The sequence below is a fragment of the Streptomyces drozdowiczii genome, assembly GCF_026167665.1.
Lineage (GTDB): Bacteria > Actinomycetota > Actinomycetes > Streptomycetales > Streptomycetaceae > Streptomyces > Streptomyces drozdowiczii_A.
This window is the reverse complement of the sequence record NZ_CP098740.1, coordinates 6,518,425-6,534,168: the sequence shown is the minus strand read 5'-3', so window position 1 is coordinate 6,534,168 and position 15,744 is coordinate 6,518,425. Positions and strand designations below refer to the sequence as shown.

At 72.3% G+C, this 15,744-nt stretch carries 12 protein-coding genes and 1 pseudogene; 6 read left to right on the top strand and 7 right to left on the bottom strand.

Going from position 1 to position 15,744, the window contains the following annotated elements; genetic code table 11:
• Positions 1-8: 8 nt before the first annotated feature.
• The 4 genes and pseudogenes from NEH16_RS29585 to NEH16_RS29570 all read right to left on the bottom strand — a co-directional run bounded on the left by NEH16_RS29585 (position 9) and on the right by NEH16_RS29570 (position 2,919).
• Positions 9-722: a DUF4230 domain-containing protein gene (locus NEH16_RS29585; RefSeq protein ID WP_073969104.1), complete on the bottom strand. Its 714-nt coding sequence runs from the start codon at positions 720-722 to the stop codon at positions 9-11.
• Positions 723-801: 79 nt separating this feature from the next.
• Positions 802-1,317 carry a DinB family protein gene (locus NEH16_RS29580; protein WP_265546066.1) on the bottom strand — a complete coding sequence of 172 codons (516 nt, stop codon included), beginning with the start codon at positions 1,315-1,317 and terminating at the stop codon, positions 802-804.
• 42 nt (positions 1,318-1,359) lie between these two features.
• Positions 1,360-2,142, bottom strand: a complete 783-nt coding sequence (locus NEH16_RS29575; protein ID WP_265546064.1) for a DUF4389 domain-containing protein — start codon at positions 2,140-2,142, stop codon at positions 1,360-1,362.
• A 94-nt stretch (positions 2,143-2,236) separates the two neighbouring features.
• Positions 2,237-2,919 (bottom strand): annotated as a pseudogene (locus NEH16_RS29570) (VanZ family protein).
• 129 nt (positions 2,920-3,048) lie between these two features.
• Here NEH16_RS29570 and NEH16_RS29565 point away from each other — a divergent pair.
• The 3 genes from NEH16_RS29565 to NEH16_RS29555 all read left to right on the top strand — a co-directional run bounded on the left by NEH16_RS29565 (position 3,049) and on the right by NEH16_RS29555 (position 6,702).
• On the top strand, positions 3,049-4,578 hold the full coding sequence (locus NEH16_RS29565; RefSeq protein WP_265546062.1) for an SDR family oxidoreductase: 1,530 nt from the start codon (positions 3,049-3,051) through the stop codon (positions 4,576-4,578).
• Between the two features lie 67 nt (positions 4,579-4,645).
• Complete coding sequence (locus NEH16_RS29560) at positions 4,646-6,019, top strand: cryptochrome/photolyase family protein (RefSeq protein ID WP_265546060.1); 1,374 nt, start codon at positions 4,646-4,648, stop codon at positions 6,017-6,019.
• Between the two features lie 23 nt (positions 6,020-6,042).
• The gene (locus NEH16_RS29555; RefSeq protein WP_276104243.1) at positions 6,043-6,702 is read left to right on the top strand and encodes a YoaK family protein; all 660 of its coding nucleotides are present in this window, start codon (positions 6,043-6,045) and stop codon (positions 6,700-6,702) included.
• Positions 6,703-6,827: 125 nt separating this feature from the next.
• Here NEH16_RS29555 and NEH16_RS29550 read toward each other — a convergent pair whose 3' ends face one another.
• Positions 6,828-7,088 carry a type B 50S ribosomal protein L31 gene (locus NEH16_RS29550; protein ID WP_073969097.1) on the bottom strand — a complete coding sequence of 87 codons (261 nt, stop codon included), beginning with the start codon at positions 7,086-7,088 and terminating at the stop codon, positions 6,828-6,830.
• Between the two features lie 331 nt (positions 7,089-7,419).
• Between NEH16_RS29550 and NEH16_RS29545 the strand changes: the two genes are divergently transcribed.
• Positions 7,420-8,844, top strand: coding sequence for a PP2C family protein-serine/threonine phosphatase (locus tag NEH16_RS29545; protein WP_265546056.1), 1,425 nt, complete (start codon positions 7,420-7,422; stop codon positions 8,842-8,844).
• Between the two features lie 55 nt (positions 8,845-8,899).
• Here NEH16_RS29545 and NEH16_RS29540 read toward each other — a convergent pair whose 3' ends face one another.
• Entirely contained in the window at positions 8,900-10,393 is a 1,494-nt protein-coding gene (locus NEH16_RS29540; protein ID WP_073969095.1) for a DNA-binding protein NsdB, read from the bottom strand.
• A 231-nt stretch (positions 10,394-10,624) separates the two neighbouring features.
• Here NEH16_RS29540 and NEH16_RS29535 point away from each other — a divergent pair, with 231 nt between their 5' ends.
• Entirely contained in the window at positions 10,625-11,761 is a 1,137-nt protein-coding gene (locus NEH16_RS29535; protein WP_073969094.1) for an aminoglycoside phosphotransferase family protein, read from the top strand.
• Positions 11,762-11,848: 87 nt separating this feature from the next.
• Here NEH16_RS29535 and NEH16_RS29530 read toward each other — a convergent pair whose 3' ends face one another.
• Entirely contained in the window at positions 11,849-13,180 is a 1,332-nt protein-coding gene (locus NEH16_RS29530) for an N-acetylmuramoyl-L-alanine amidase (RefSeq protein WP_265546054.1), read from the bottom strand.
• Between the two features lie 347 nt (positions 13,181-13,527).
• Here NEH16_RS29530 and NEH16_RS29525 point away from each other — a divergent pair, with 347 nt between their 5' ends.
• Entirely contained in the window at positions 13,528-15,741 is a 2,214-nt protein-coding gene (locus tag NEH16_RS29525; protein WP_265546052.1) for a terpene synthase family protein, read from the top strand.
• The last annotated feature ends 3 nt before the right edge of the window (positions 15,742-15,744 follow it).

Sequence of the window (15,744 nt, the reverse complement as noted above, 5' to 3'; positions counted from 1 at the left end):
TGTCGCGGTCAGGAGCCCCCGGTGCCCTCGGTGCCGTAGACAACCGTGACCTGCTCGAAGCCCAGGGATTCGAGCAGGCCCTTGAGCATCGCGGTGGTGTTCTTCTCGGCGCGCTGCGCGAGGCCGCTCTCCTTGGCCGCGTCGCCGATGTGGGCGGCGGCCAGCTTGTTGACCGCCTGCTCACTGCCCGGGTTGTCGGAGAAGAAGTCGCCGAGCCGGTCGAGGAGGCCGCGCTGCTTGGACACCGCGTAGGAGCGGTCGGGGTCGAGCGCCGGCTTGCCCAGGACGGCGTGCGGGAGCCGGAGTTCGGCGGTGGTGCGGTCCTTGTTCACGACCACTCCCCCGCTCGTCACCCGTCCGAGGTCGACGTAGGCGGAGACGGTGCCGGCGCCCACGTACAGCGTGCGGCTGCCCCGGATCACGTCGGGGACGTACTTGGTGTCCTTCTCCAGGTCGACCACGACCTGGAAGTTGCCGGCCGCCGCCTCGTACCTGCTCATGTCCTGGATCGACTTGAGCACCGCGGGGCCGGAGCGGTCGTGGGTCTCCTCGCCGAAGATGTCGCCCAGGCCGGGCAGCAGGCTGAGGCGGGTACCGAGGAACAGCAGGGCGAGCGCGGCGGCGGTCAAGGCAGCCGCACGGCCCCAGCGACGGCGGCGCCGGCCGTCGTCGGCCGGGCCGGGCTTCGTGGACGGTTCTGTCGCCGAGTCGGTGGAGGTCATACCGTCCGTATGACCCGGCCCGCCGGGTTCACGCAGGGCGAACCCGCCCTTGCGCCGTCTCCGGGGCCCCGAAGGCCACTCAGGCCCCGGTGACCCCGTCGAGCCGCTCCCGCACCAGGTCGGCGTGGCCGATGTGGCGCGCGTACTCCCCGATCATGTGGACGTGGACGAGACGCAGCGACAACACCTCCCCATTGTGGGTGAAGGTGTCGTCCAGCGAGGCCCCGGCGACGATCTCGTCGGCGAGCCGGCACTCCTCGACCAGCCGGGCGTAGTCCTCGGCGGCCGTGGCGGGATCCAGGTCCTCGAAATCCGCGTCCTTGCCCTTGGCGAGGTCGTACAGGGGCTCCAGGTCCTGCCCGGCGAACCGCTGCCGGAACCAGGTGCGTTCGACCTTGGCCATGTGGCGTACGAGCCCCAGCAGGGACAGGTTCGAGGGCTCCACCGTCCGTTCGGCGAGCTGTTCACCGGTGAGCCCGGCGCACTTCTGGAGGAGGGTGGAGCGGAACCAGCCGAGATAGCCGGTGAGCATCTCCCGTTCGGGGGCGACGAGCGAGCCGGGCGTACGGGTGGCTGAGGGTGCGGTCCAAGTCATCCGGCGATCATGCACCCTGAACAGCTTTTCGTACGAGCCGTTTTACGCGCGCATGCTGTAGTCGTCGCCGTCCGATGCGGAGCGGGTCACGGACGTCGTGGCACCGCCGACCAGCCCGAGGACCAGGAAGAGGACCACCAGGGCCTTGCCCGCGCTGCTCATGACCAGCGGCCTGGTGGCGGAGCGCGGCCGGCCCTGCGGTACGGAGAGGTCGTCGTCGCCGAAGAGCCCCTTGGGGTAGGCGGGGCTGAGCAGCGAGAAGTAGGCGGAGACCCGCATCTCGTAGCGCAGGGTGGCCGCGGTGGCCTCGAAGAGCGGGCGGGGCATGCGGCCCAGGATCAGCGTGATGAGCCACCACAGGACGGCCAGGGCGGACCAGCCGGACGTGGCGAGGCCCTGCACGATCGCGGCGGGGACGACCAGGATCAGCCGGAAGAACACGGCGAGCCGGTTCAGCCGCGTGGGGCGGACGTCGATGCGGACGGGGTGGTCCGGCGGCTGGGACAGGCTGAACGGCGGGTAGCTGTCGACGAGGAGCATGGCGCTCGCGCCGACCCGGGTCCGGTAGGCCAGGACCTGGGCGAGGAAGCGGTAGACGGGTCCGGGCAGCCGGCCGAGCGCCAGGGCGGCGAACCAGCCGAACACGACGGTGAAGAAGGCCGCGATCTCCAGGAAGAACAGCACGACGAAGTGCGGGACCAGCAGGAGCAGCCGGAAGAAGACGGTGAGCCGCCGCTGACGGGCCGGTTCCACGACGTCCAGCACGGGCCGGAACTCGTCGGCGTCCCCGGCGCGCGGCCCCGGGCTCCACTGGGCGTCGGTCATGTCGCTCCTTCTCGGCGGTGGCCTTCCACCGTCGGCCCGCCGGACACGGTCCGCAATCGGCCACGGGCCGATCGGGTAGCCGTGCCGCCGCAGGTCAGCGCTTGCGGGGCCGTCCGCGCGCGGCCCTGCGGCGGATGCCGTGGCGCATCCGCGACCAGGCGGACGCGGACCGCGCGGTACGGCGCGTCTCGGCCTCGGGGCGCGGCCCGGTCTTCGTCCGGGGCGCGGCCTTCGTACGGGGCGCCGTCTTCGGGCGGTCCGCCGGCTCGGGCTCCGGATCCTCGGCGAGGACGTGGTAACGGTGGCTCAGGCGCCGCCCCACGAACAGATAGGCCAGAAGGGCACCCGTCGTGTTGAGGATGACGTCGTCCACGTCGAAGGCGCGGCCCCGTACGATCGCCCCCTGCACCAGCTCCACCAGGACGATGACCCCACGGTCAGCACGAACATCCGGAGCATCCGGAGCCGTCGCGGGACGAGGATCGGCAGCAGGATGCCGAAGGGCATGCCGAGCACCAGGTTGCCGCCGGCCTGCTTGCACGCCGCGAGGAACGTGTAGTCCTCGGCGTACTGCCGCAGCGAGCGGCCCGGGTGCAGGTTCGACTTCACGAGTTCCTCGGAGGCGGGCGACGGGGTGAGCGTCACCTTTGCCAGCACCACCGAGAATCCGACCATGGCCACGAAGGCCAGTACGAGGATCGAGAGGCGCAGCAGGAGCCGCCCCCATCCCTTCCGCCGGGCCGTACCGCTCCGGGGTCTTGCCGCCGCTGCATCCATGCGCGACGGATGCCCCGCGAACGCCGGACCACACCCCCGCGCCGTGCGGGGCGGGCCGCCCGGCGTCAGACTGGTCGCGACGGGCCGGTCGCGCGGGCCCGGCGCATCCGGACCCGATGCGGAGGTCTCATGACGGGCGATCACGCCAACGCACCCTTGAACTGCCTGGTCACGGGCGCCAGCGGCTACATCGGCGGCCGCCTGGTCCCGGAGCTGCTGGCGGCCGGGCACCGGGTGCGGTGCCTGGCCCGCACCCCGGAGAAGCTGCGCGACCAGCCATGGGCCGGCGACGTCGAGACGGTACGCGGCGATGTCACGGACGCGGCCTCGCTCGCCCCGGCGATGGACGGCATCGACGTGGCGTACTACCTGGTGCACGCGCTGACGACCGGGGCCGGTTTCGAGGAGACCGACCGGCGGGCCGCCACCGCCTTCGCGGAGCAGGCGCGGGCCGCCGGTGTCGGTCGCATCGTCTATCTGGGCGGCCTCACGCCCGAGGGCGTGCCCGAGCGGGAGCTGTCGCCGCATCTGCGCTCCCGGGCCGAGGTCGGGCGCATCCTGCTGGACTCCGGCGTGCCGACGACCGCGCTGCGGGCGGCCGTCATCATCGGCTCGGGCTCCGCCTCCTTCGAAATGCTGCGCTATCTCACGGAGCGGCTGCCGGTGATGGTGACGCCGAGCTGGGTGTCGACGCGGATCCAGCCGATCGCCGTGCGCGATGTGCTGCGCTATCTGGTGGGCAGTGCCCACATGCCCCGGGACGTGAACCGCACCTTCGACATCGGCGGCCCGGACGTCCTCACGTACCGGGACATGATGCAGCGTTACGCGGAGGTGGCGGAGCTGCCGCACCGGCTGATCCTGCCCGTGCCGATGCTGTCACCGGGCCTGTCCAGCCACTGGGTCGGGCTGATCACGCCCGTGCCCGCGTCGATCGCCCGGCCGCTCGCCGAGTCCCTGCGGTACGAGGTGGTGTGCCGGGAGCACGACATCGCGGGGTACGTGCCCGACGGCGCGGGGCAGCCGTTCACCTTCGACACGGCGCTGCGCCTGGCCCTGCAACGGATCAGGGAGGCCCGGGTCACCACCCGGTGGTCCTCCGCCTCAGTGCCGGGCGTCCCCAGCGACCCGCTGCCCACGGACCCGGACTGGGCGGGCGGCAGCCTGTACGAGGATGTGCGGGAGCGCGAGGTGAACGCGTCGCCGGAGGCCCTGTGGCGGGTGGTGGAGGGCATCGGCGGGGAGCACGGCTGGTACTCGTTCCCGCTGGCCTGGGCGGTGCGCGGCTGGCTGGACCGGCTGGTGGGCGGGGTCGGCCTGCGGCGCGGCCGGCGCGACACGGACCGGCTGCGGGTGGGCGACTCGCTGGACTTCTGGCGGGTCGAGGAGATCGAGCCGGGGCACCTGCTGCGGCTGCGGGCGGAGATGCGGCTGCCGGGCCCGGCCTGGCTGGAGATGTACGTGGAGCGGGACGGGGAGGGCCGGTCGCGCTACCGGCAGCGGGCCCTGTTCCATCCGCGCGGGCTGCTCGGGCACGCCTACTGGTGGAGCGTCTCCCCGTTCCACGCGGTGGTGTTCGGCGGGATGGCGCGCAATATCGCGCGGGCGGCGGAGAACCGGACGTCACCCGAACGGGCGGTACCGGCGGTGTCGCCCTGACCGGTGCGCTCCGGGGCGCCGGGGTCACGGCAGCATGGCTGTCCCCGCCCCCATCTGGAGTTGCGCCATGACCGTTGCGGTCGTCCTGTTCACCGCCGACCTCCGTCTGCACGACCATCCGCCGCTGCACGCAGCGCTCGCATCGGCGGACGAGATCGTGCCCCTGTTCGTCCGGGACCAGGCGATCGGGGAGGCGGGTTTCGACGCCGCGAACCGGCGCGCCTTCCTCGCGGACTGCCTGCGCGACCTCGACGCCGGGCTGCGCGACCGGGGCGGCCGGCTGGTCCTCCGGTCCGGGGACGTGGCCGAGGAGGTGTGCGCGGTCGCCTCGGAGACCGGTGCGGACGAGGTGCACATGGCGGCGGGCGTCAGCGCGTACGCCCGACACCGCGAGGAGCGGCTGCGTGAGGCGCTGGAGGCGGACGGGCGCCGGCTGCGCGTCCACGACGGGGTGGTCACGGCGGTGGCGCCGGGCACGGTGACGCCGACCTCCTCGGACCACTTCGCCGTGTTCACGCCGTACTTCCGGCGCTGGGCGCAGGAGCGGCTGCGCGAGGTGTTCGGCGCGCCGCGCACCGTACGGGTGCCCAAGGGGCCGCGCTCCGAGGAGGTGCCGGCTCGTGGCGACGTCTCCGGTGTGTCGGAAGGGCTCGCGGAGGGCGGCGAGGAGGCGGGGCGCAAGGCATTCACGGCCTGGCGGCGGCACGGGCTCGCCGCCTACGAGGACAACCACGACGACCTCGCGGCCGACGGCACCTCGCGCCTCTCGCCGCATCTGCACTTCGGCACCCTGTCCCCCGTCGAGCTGGTGCACCGGTGCCGGGACGCGGGCGGTGCGGGGGCGGAGGCGTTCGTACGGCAGCTGTGCTGGCGGGAGTTCCACTACCAGGTCCTCGCGGCCCGGCCCGCCTCGTCGCACGAGAACTACCGCGACAAGCACGACCGGTGGCGGTCCGAGGCGGACGCGGCCGACGAGGTCGAGGCATGGCGGCAGGGGCGCACCGGCTACCCGATGGTCGACGCCGCGATGCGCCAGCTGCGCCACGAGGGCTGGATGCACAACCGGGGACGGCTGCTCACCGCCTCCTTCCTGACCAAGACGCTGTACGTGGACTGGCGGGTCGGAGCACGCCACTTCCTGGATCTCCTGGTGGACGGCGACATCCCCAACAACCAGATGAACTGGCAGTGGATGGCGGGCACGGGCACCGACAGCCGCCCCAACCGGGTGCTCAACCCCGTGGTGCAGGGCAAGCGGCTCGACCCGGACGGGGAGTACGTCCGGCGCTGGGTGCCGGAGCTGTCGCCGGTGTCCGGGTCCGCCGTGCACGAGCCGTGGAAGCTGCCGGACGAGGACCGGGAGCGGCTGGACTATCCGGAGCCGGTGGTGGAGCTGGCCGAGGGCCTGGCCCGGTTCCGGCAGGCGCGTGGGCTGGAGTGAGGGGGCGGGAGCGCGTCGGGCTGTTGCTGCTGTCGGCCGCGTCCGGGGCGGCGGACGCGTTCGTCTTCGTCTGTGTCGGCCAGGTCTTCGCCGGGGTGATGACCGGGAATCTCGTGCTGCTGGGCGCCTCGGCCGCCGGAGCGGGCGAGGAGGGCGTCGCGCCGCGGGTGGTCACCGCGCTGGTCTCGTACGGCTGCGGGGTGGCCGGTGCCGCGCTGGTGGGCGAGCGGATGTGGCGGCGGGTGCCGGTGATGCTGCTGGCCGAGGTGGTGCTGCTCGCGGCGGGGGCGGGGCTGTGGGCGGCCCGTCCGGCGGTCTCGGATGCGGACCGGCTGGGTCTGCTGGTGCTCATGGGTCTCGCGATGGGCGTCCAGGGCCGGGTGCGGTCGACGCCCACGAATTACTTCACCGGGACGCTGACCTCGCTCGTCGGCCGCCTGGCGGTGGGGGCGTGGCGGGGCGACGACGGCTGGACCGCCGGGCGGCTGACCGCCCTGGTGGCGGGGGCCGCGCTCGCCGCGCTGACCGTTCGGCTGTGGCCGGAGGGCGGTGCGATGGTGGCCGCGGCGCTGGCGGTGGCCGCGCTACTGGTGGAGGTCTCGGCGGGGCCGGGGCGGGCGGCGGCCGACCCGGGAAACGGGAAGCCCCGGCCGGATCGGGGGAATCCAGCCGGGGCGGCTTGAAGGTGGGCGCTCAGCGCGTCATCCACATATAGGTGAACGATAAACCACCGCTGCCTGTTCCCCGCAATCCCGGCCCCGGACTGTGATCCAGGGCACGGGTTCGGGTGGCGCGGCGGGCCCTGCGCTCACCGGGCGGCAGGCGCCTCGGTGCCGTAACGGCGGTGGAACCGCTCGATCCGGCCCGCCGTGTCCAGCACCTGCCGGCCGCCCGTGTAGAAGGGGTGGCTCGCCGACGAGGTCTCCACGTCGATGACGGGGTAGCTGCGGCCGTCCTCCCATGTCACGCGCCGGTCGGAGTCGGCGGTGGAGCGGGTGAGGAAGGCGGTCCCGGCGGCGCGGTCGCGGAAGACTACCGGACGGGAGACGGGGTGGATTCGGGACTTCATGAGGCGTTCCTTCCTGGACGCGGACGGTCGTACTCGGTGACGATCACGGATCCCGGACTCTCGTGGGAACGGGATTCGTTTTCGTTCTGTCCGTACAACACGGCACCCCTCCCCCGCATTCCCGCCCGCCGCCCCCTCGCGACTTGCACCAACCGCCGTCAGCAGCAAGGCTGTTCGAAAGGGCGTGGGTTACAGTCAGCCGCTGGCATATGCCGGATGCAAGAACGTATCGAGTGTTGCCAAACCACTTACGGGCCTCTTCCGGCTGTGCGAAAGTCGTATGCGGTCCACCCTTCGTCACTGGTTGTGCCGCCCTGTATCGGAGTACGACATGCCGTCCCCCCTCTCCGCGGACCGCTCCGCACCGCAACCGCCCGAGCGCGGTGCCGTCGACGCGTTGATCCACCGCACGCGTCGGCTGCGCGGTGACGTGGACGCGGTGCGGCGCGACGCCGTGCGCGTGGACGAGGACGATCCCCGGACGCGCTGGCAGCGGGCGCTGTGCGAGCTGGCGGTGCACCACCTGGACGACCTCGGCGCCCAGCTGGGACAGCTCCGCGACGGCCTGCCGGCGCAGCCGTCCGAACAGCCCGCGGAGACCGCCGACGAGCCCGCAGGCTCCCTGATCGGCAGGGTCGGCAGCGCCGAGTGGAATCTGCTCACCGACGAGGTCAGCTGGTCCGACGAGCTGTTCCGGATCTTCGGCCGCGACCCGGAGGCGGGCGGGCTCTCGCTCGACGCCCTGCCCTCCCTGCTGCTCCCCGAGGACCAGCCGTTACTCACCGCGCTCGTCACGGACTGCCTGGTGGACGGCAAGCCGATAGACGGCGAGTTCCGCATCCGGCACGCCGACGGGCGCGTCCGGTCCCTGCACATGATGGGCGAGCCCGTCCTCGACACCGACGGCCGCACCGCCTCCATGTGGGCCGTGCTGCGCGATGTCAGCGCGCTCCGGCGCAGCCAGCAGGTGGTGCGCCGCACCCATGACTCCCTGCGCCGCGAACAGCCCGGCAGCGGACACCGGCCCGCCGCGGAGCCGGAGGCAGCCGTCCTCCCGCCGTGGCAGACCTCCCTCCGCCTCCCCGAGCACGGTGCCGGCGCCCTGGACATCGCCGCGCACTACCTGCCGTCCGAGACGAGCGCCCTGGTCGGCGGCGGCTGGTACGACGCCATGGAGCTGCCCGACGGCAGGACGATGCTCACCGTCGGCGATCTCACCGGCCACGGCGTCCAGGCCACCTCCGCCATGGCGGTGGTGATGGGCGCGGTGCGCGGCATGACGATGGCCGGCATCGAGCCCGGCGCCCTGCTCGGGCATCTCAACCAGTTGCTGGAGACCTCCATTCAGCCGGCGCTGGGCAGCGCCGTGTGCGGCAGGTTCGACCCGGCGACGCGCACCCTGGACTGGGCGCAGGCCGGACACCCCGCGCCCCTGCTCTTCCGCGACGGCACCGGACGGCCGTTGCCGCTGCCGGATGGGGTGCTGCTCGGAGCGGCCTCCGAGGTCGCCTACGAGCAGGTCGAGGCGCAGCTGCTCCCCGGCGACGTGCTGGTGCTGCACACGGACGGACTGGCCCGCGACGACGCGGCCGGGCACGGTGGTGCGCGCCCGGGTACGGAGACGCTGCTGGGGCTGGCCCCGCGCTTCGCCGAGGTCCGCTCGGCGCGGGAGTGCGTACGGATCGTCGTCGAGGCGTTCGGCTCGGCCGAGCGACTGGACGACGCGTGCGTGCTGATCGCCCGCGTCGGGGCGTAGGGAAGCGAAAGCCCTCTTCGGCGGAGCCCGGTGCTCCACCGCGTCCCGGGGCCCGTCAGATCGCGGCGCTCCCCGGCTTCTTGCGCTGGTTCGGCGGCACCGCGAGCTGGATCTGCTCGCGCAGGTCCTCGATCTTCGCGTAGCCGGAGAACTGCCCGGTCAGCCGGTACATCTCGCGCAGCCGGTCCCAGGTCCGGTGCGAGGAGGTCTCCCCCATCGTGACGAGGGCGAGCCGGGCGTAGCGGTCGGCCTGCTCCGGGTCGTCGGCGATGAAGCACGCCGAGGCCAGCGAGATGTAGTCGAAGATCTTGGACCGCTCGCGGCCGTTGACCCGCAGCTCCAGGGCCTGCTTCGCGTGCCGCTGGGCGATGACCGCCGCCGAGGGGTCGTGTTCGGCGAGCGTACGGAAGGCCAGGGCCTGCATGCCGTGCATGTCGGCCTCGTCGAACATCTGCATCCAACTGGGCGGCGGCACATCGGCCTTGTCCGAGACGAAGAGCTCCTCGGCCCGGCCCAGGGTGCGCCGCATGGCCTGGCCCCGGCCCATGGACGCCTGCGCCCACGCCTCGATGGTGCACAGCATGGCCTGGGTGCGCGGCAGTACGGCGTCGCCCGAGCCGGACTTGGCGAGCTTCATCAGGTCCAGGGCGTCGTCGGGACGGCCCAGGTGGACCATCTGGCGGGCCGCGCGGGACAGGGCCTCGCCGGCGCGCGGGCGGTCACCGCCCTCGCGGGCCGCGTGGGCGGCGATGACGAAGTACTTCTGCGCGGTGGGTTCGAGGCCCACGTCGTGCGACATCCACCCCGCCAGGACGGCGAGGTTGGCGGCGACGCCCCACAACCGCTTCTGGAGGTGGGCGGGGTGGTGGTACGCGAGCATGCCGCCCACCTCGTTGAGCTGGCCCACCACGGCCTTGCGCTGGAGGCCGCCGCCCCGGGAGGCGTCCCAGGCCCGGAACACCTCGACGGACCGCTCCAGTGCCTCGATCTCCTCGGAGCCGATGGGGGCGGCATCGTACCGGTCGAAGCCGGCGGGGTCCGCGTGCACGGGGTCGCCGGCGCGCGGGGCCGGTGCCGCCAGTGCGGGGTCGGTGTGCAGCCAGTCGTACATGGGGCCGGCGATGGCGGAGCCGGCGGCGAGCACCGCGCCCGCGCTCATCAAGCCGCGTCGGTTGAGCATGAGGTCCATTCCCGTGAATTCGGTGAGGACCGCTGCCGTCCGCTCGGGCGGCCACGGGAGTTGCTCGGGATTGTCCTGCGTCCCGGCCTCTCGCCGCTTCCCCGCACGCCCGCGTCGGCCGAACCCGAGGTCCTCGATGGTCACGACACGACCGAGCCGCTCGGTGAACAGAGCCGCCAGCACCTTCGGCACGGGATCGCGGGGGGACTCCCCCATGTCGATCCAGCGCCTCACGCGCGAGGTGTCGGTGGCCAGTTGCGGATGGCCCATGGCCGCCGCCTTCCGGTTCACCATTCTCGCGAGTTCGCCCTTGGACCAGCCGGCAAGGCCGAACAGGTCCGACAGGCGGGTGTTGGGTTCTCCGGTCACGTCAAGCCCCCAGGTTCTCGGCTGTGTTGACAGTAACCCCGTGTCAGATGCCTTGCGACTATTCGCCAGGGTTCGCCAGGGTGCGCTATGTCGAGAGACACCCGCGCGCCGGTGTCAGGTAAGAAAGCGCAACCCCGCCCGGCAGCCCTAGGCACTCCCCAGGGTGCCGAACGGCCGCCGGCCGGGGTGGCGCACGCAACTTGTCGGCGCACGAAGGGATCTGTATCGCCCATGTACACAGCATCGTCCTCCGTGTCCGCCCCGCCCCGGCCGCTGCGTCCCCTCCAGGCGGGCGGCGGACCGTATCTCGACCCACGCGCCACCGTCCCGGCCCCCGGCCTCGGGCGGCCCCGGCGGCCGGGAGGGCCCGGTGCCCCCTCGCTCGGCGGACGGCTGGACCTGTCGGGCCCCCAGGGCGCCCAGCTGAGGATGGTGATCGCGTCCGTGCACCGGATCTGCCCGGAGTTCAATCCGGTGCAGGTGCTGCGGCGCAGCGGGCGTTCGGTGCTGCTGGTCGGCTCCACGGGGCGGGCGACGGCGGTGGCGAAGTGTTTACTGGACCACTCCCCCGCGTGGTCGGAGCGGTTCCGGCACGAAATAGCGGCATACCGGGCGTTCGTCCGGCACCGCCCGCCGGTCCGGGTGCCCCGGCTCATCGCCGCCGACCCGGAGAACTGCACGCTGGTCATCGAGCGGATGCCGGGCCGGGTGGCCGCCCTGACGCGCCACCCGGCGGAGGCGCCGCCCCGCGCGGACCTGCGCGCCGTGCTCGGGGCGGTGGCCCGGGTGAACGCCTGGCGTCCGCCGGCGGGCCTGTTCGAGGCGCCGCTGGACTACGCGGCGCGGATCAACCGCTACCACGAGCTGGGTCTCTTCACCGACCGGGACCTGGGTGACCTGCAGAAGCTGCTGCACGGGATCGCCCACTCCGGCGGGCGCGGCGCGATGGGGCAGTTCTGCCACGGGGACGCCCTGCTGTCCAACATCCTGCTGTCGCCCACGGGTCCGGTGCTGGTGGACTGGGAGCACGCGGGCTGGTACCTGCCGGGCTACGACCTGGCGACGCTGTGGACCGTGCTGGGCGACGCCCCGGTGGCGCGGCGCGAGATCAGCAAGCTGGCGCAGGTCGCCGGTCCGGCGGCGCGCGACGCGTTCCTGGTCAACCTGATGCTCGTACTCACGCGGGAGATCCGCCGGTACGAGACGGCGGTGCAGCGGGCCATGCGGGAGGCCGGGCCCGCGCGGGCCGTGCAGGACCGGGCGGGCGCGCTCGCCCCGGGCGAGGAGCAGCGGCTACTGCTGCGCCGGCTGCACGACGACTGCGCGATGGCCCGGAACGCCGTGCGGGCGGCGGTCGGCACGCGCTGACCGGCCGGCCCCACGGGGCGCGCCGCGGGTCCGGTGCCGACACACCGGGCCCGCGGCGCGCTGTTGTGCGCGTGCCGGCGCCGGGCCTCAGCGGGCGCGCACGATGTCCACGTCGGACGCCTTGACGAAGGCGACGCGGTGGCCGATCTGGACGGTCACGTACTTCTCCTTGCCCTTGAAGTACGAGTGGTCCAGCGGAAGGGAGGCGTCGATCGTCGGTGCGTAGAAGAAGCCGGTGGGCGCCTCGCCGCCGCCGGGGTAGGACTGGCCGGCCTTGATCGTGTACGGGAGCGGTGTGCCGACCCGCTGGTCCGCGAAGTCCGCCGGGTACTCCGACTTCTCCGGGTACGCGACCCCGTACACCGGCACCTCCGTCCTGCCGGCCTTCGGGCGGACGATGTAGCCGGAGGTGGGGACGGTGGTGTGGCTGAAGGCCGGTGTACGGAACCATGCCTTCTCGCCGTACCACCAGATCGCCGTCCAGCCGGGGGCCCGGCCCGCCACGACGGCCTGCTGGGTGGCGCTGATCTTGCTGCCCCAGTCGGCGACGCAGTTGGTGCCGGGCGAGCCGTCCGTGTGGATGCCGGGGTCGGAGAAGAGGGGAGCGTCGTCGGAGGGCGCGGTGTGCAGCGGGACGGCGCTGGAGCCCTGGACGGGCAGGTCCACGTTCTTCTCGCAGTCGCGGAACGCCTGCTTGTTCTTCTTGAAGCTCGGGCTGACGGTGACCAGTTGGCTGCCGGGGAGAGCGGTCGGCACGGTGGGCCTGCCGAGCAGCGCCATGAAGTAGTTCCAGTCCCAGTAGGTGCCAGGGTCCCAGTGCATGTTCTTGGTGCCGGCGGCGCTGGTGGGCGGGACGCCGTCGTGGCCGATGATGTGCTGGCGGTCGAGCGGGATGTCGTACTTGGCGGCGAGGTAGCGCACGAGGGCGGCGGTCGAGCGGTACATCTCGGGGGTGTACCACTGGGCGCCGTCGGCGGCGAAACCTTCCTGCTCGATGCCGATGGAGTGGCTGTTGACGTACCAGTTGCCGGCCTGCCAGGCGACGTCCTTGTTCCTGACCATCTGGGTGACGTGCCCGTCGGCGGAGCGCACGACGTAGTGGGCCGAGGTCGCCTTCAGCGGGTTCTGGAAGATCTTCAGCGTGGTGTCGAAGTCCTCCTCCGTGTCGTGCAGCACGATGAACTTGATCTTGTTGGTGTGCGGCCGGTCGGCGGTGTCGTAGTTGCCGTACGTCTCCTTGTCGGCCGGGTCGCCGGTCTGCTGGTAGGCGGCCGGGACCCAGTCGCAGGCGAGACCGCGCGGGCACTCGGGCCGGACCCCGTCGGCGCCGGCCTGGGCGGCCGGGCTGAGCAGCGCGAGGCTCAGTGCCCCGGCGGTGGTGAAGGCGAGTGCGAGCCTGGTCCTCTGCTTGGACGTCATGACAACCCTTCGTAGAGCCGGGTGGAGCCGTTCGGGCGTGCGCGCACACTCTGTGACCTGAGGTGAAGGGGCGTCAAGAGTGCTGGGCGGGCCGCGCGTTGAGCCACTGGACCAGACCACTGACAGGGCCTGTGACCTGCGAAGGGCGGGAAACGGCGGGGGTGTGGCGATGACGCGTTACCAGGGTTTTACGCGTCCGGACCGGCACGGGTGTCCCTCGAACGGGCGCTCTGCGGTGTGACTAATCGCGGGGGTGCGTGCCCCGAACGGACCAAGGGTAGTGCTGGCGCCGACAGGACCGATCCGCGTGGAACGCACGCGATGGCTCTCGGAAAGGCCGGACGCACATGGCTCAGCCGTTCACCCTGCCGGACTTCTATGTTCCGTATCCGGCGCGCCTCAACCCCCATGTGGAGGAGGCCAGACAGCACACGAAGGCGTGGGCGCGGGCCATGGGGATGCTGGAGGGGTCCGGTATCTGGGAGGAGAAGGACCTCGACGCGCACGACTACGCGCTGCTGTGCGCGTACACCCATCCCGACTGCTCGGCGGAGGCGCTGTCGCTGGTCACCGACTGGTACGTGTGGGTCTTCTTCTTCGACGACCACTTCCTGGAGCTGTTCAAAAGGACCCCGGACCGCGAGGGCGGGAAGCGGTATCTGGACCGGCTGCCCGCCTTCATGCCGATGGAGCGGGGTGCGCCGGTGCCCGAGCCGGAGAACCCGGTGGAGGCGGGGCTCGCGGATCTGTGGGCGCGTACGGTGCCCGCGATGTCGGACGCGTGGCGGGTGCGGTTCGCGGAGTCGACGCGCAACCTCCTCAACGAGTCGCTGTGGGAGCTCGCCAACATCAACGAGGGCCGCATCGCGAACCCGGTCGAGTACATCGAGATGCGCCGCAAGGTGGGCGGGGCCCCCTGGTCGGCCGGGCTCGTGGAGTACGCGGCCGGGGCCGAGGTGCCGGAGGCCGTCGCCGGTGAACGGGCGCTGCGGGTGCTGCGCGACGCGTTCTCGGACGGGGTGCATCTGCGCAACGACCTCTTCTCGTACCAGCGCGAGGTGGAGGACGAGGGCGAGAACAGCAACGGGGTGCTGGTCCTTGAGCGCTTCCTCGGCTGCTCGACGCAGGAGGCGGCCGAGGCGGTGAACGATCTGCTGACGTCCAGGCTCCAGCAGTTCGAGAACACCGCGCTCACCGAGGTGGGCCCGCTCTGCGCGGCCAAGGGGCTCGACGCGGCGCAGACGGCCGCCGTCGGGGCGTATGTGAAGGGGTTGCAGGACTGGCAGTCCGGCGGCCACGAGTGGCACATGCGCTCCAGCCGTTACATGAACGACGGCGGGGCCGGTGAGGCCGAGCCGGGCTTCGGGATGTCCGCCGCCTCGATCCGGTTCACCCGGCGCTCCGAGTCGGCCCGGCTGCGCAGCCACAGCCATGTGCTCTTCCAGCACGTCGGCCCGTCCCTGCTGCCCGACTTCGACCTGCCGTTCGACACGACGCTGAGCCCGCACCTGGAGGGCGCCCGGGAACGGCTGGTGGTCTGGGCGGACCGGATGGGCATCCTGGGGCCGCAGCCCGGGGTGCCGGGTTCGCACATCTGGGACGAGGAGCGGCTGCGGGCGATCGACCTGCCGCTGTGCGCGGCCGGCATCCACCCGGACGCGACACCGGACGGGCTCGACCTGTCATCGGGGTGGCTGGCCTGGGGGACGTACGGCGACGACTGGTTCCCGGTGGTGCACGGCCGGTCGCGCGATCTGGCCGGGGCGCGGCTGGCCAACGAGCGGCTGTCGCTGTTCATGCCCCTGGACGGGGGCCCGGTGCCGGAGCCGGTCAACGCGCTGGAGCGGGGGCTCGGCGACCTCTGGGAGCGTACGGCGGGGCCGATGGACGACGCCGGGCGGCGCGCGTTCCGGAAGTCCGTGGAGGACATGACCGAGAGCTGGCTGTGGGAGCTGGCGAACCAGGCGCAGCACCGGATTCCCGACCCGGTGGACTACGTCGAGATGCGGCGCATGACGTTCGGCTCGGACCTGACGATGAGCCTGTGCCGGATCGGGCACGGCCGGAAGGTGCCGCGGGAGATCTACGAGAGCGGCCCGCTGCGCTCCCTGGAGAACGCGGCCGCCGACTACGCGGCGCTGCTCAACGACCTGTTCTCGTACCAGAAGGAGATCGAGTACGAGGGCGAGGTGCACAACGGGGTCCTGGTCGTGCAGAACTTCTTCGGGGTGGACTACCCGACGGGGATGTCGATCCTGTACGACCTGATGAAGTCGCGGCTGCGGCAGTTCCTCCACGTCGCCGAGAACGAACTGCCGGTGCTGTACGACGACTTCGGCCTGGACGCGGAGGCGCGGGAGACCCTTGCGGGCTATGTGCGGGAGCTGGAGCACTGGCTCGCGGGGATTCTGATCTGGCACCGGGGCTGCCGGCGTTACCGCGAGGAGGATCTGCGGCGGGGCACCGGCGCCCCGTGGCACCTCAACGGCCCTACGGGGCTGGGCACTTCGGCGGCGCAGGTGGCGGCGCTGTTCGGCGGGCCGGCGGGGGTGAAGGTGTAGCTC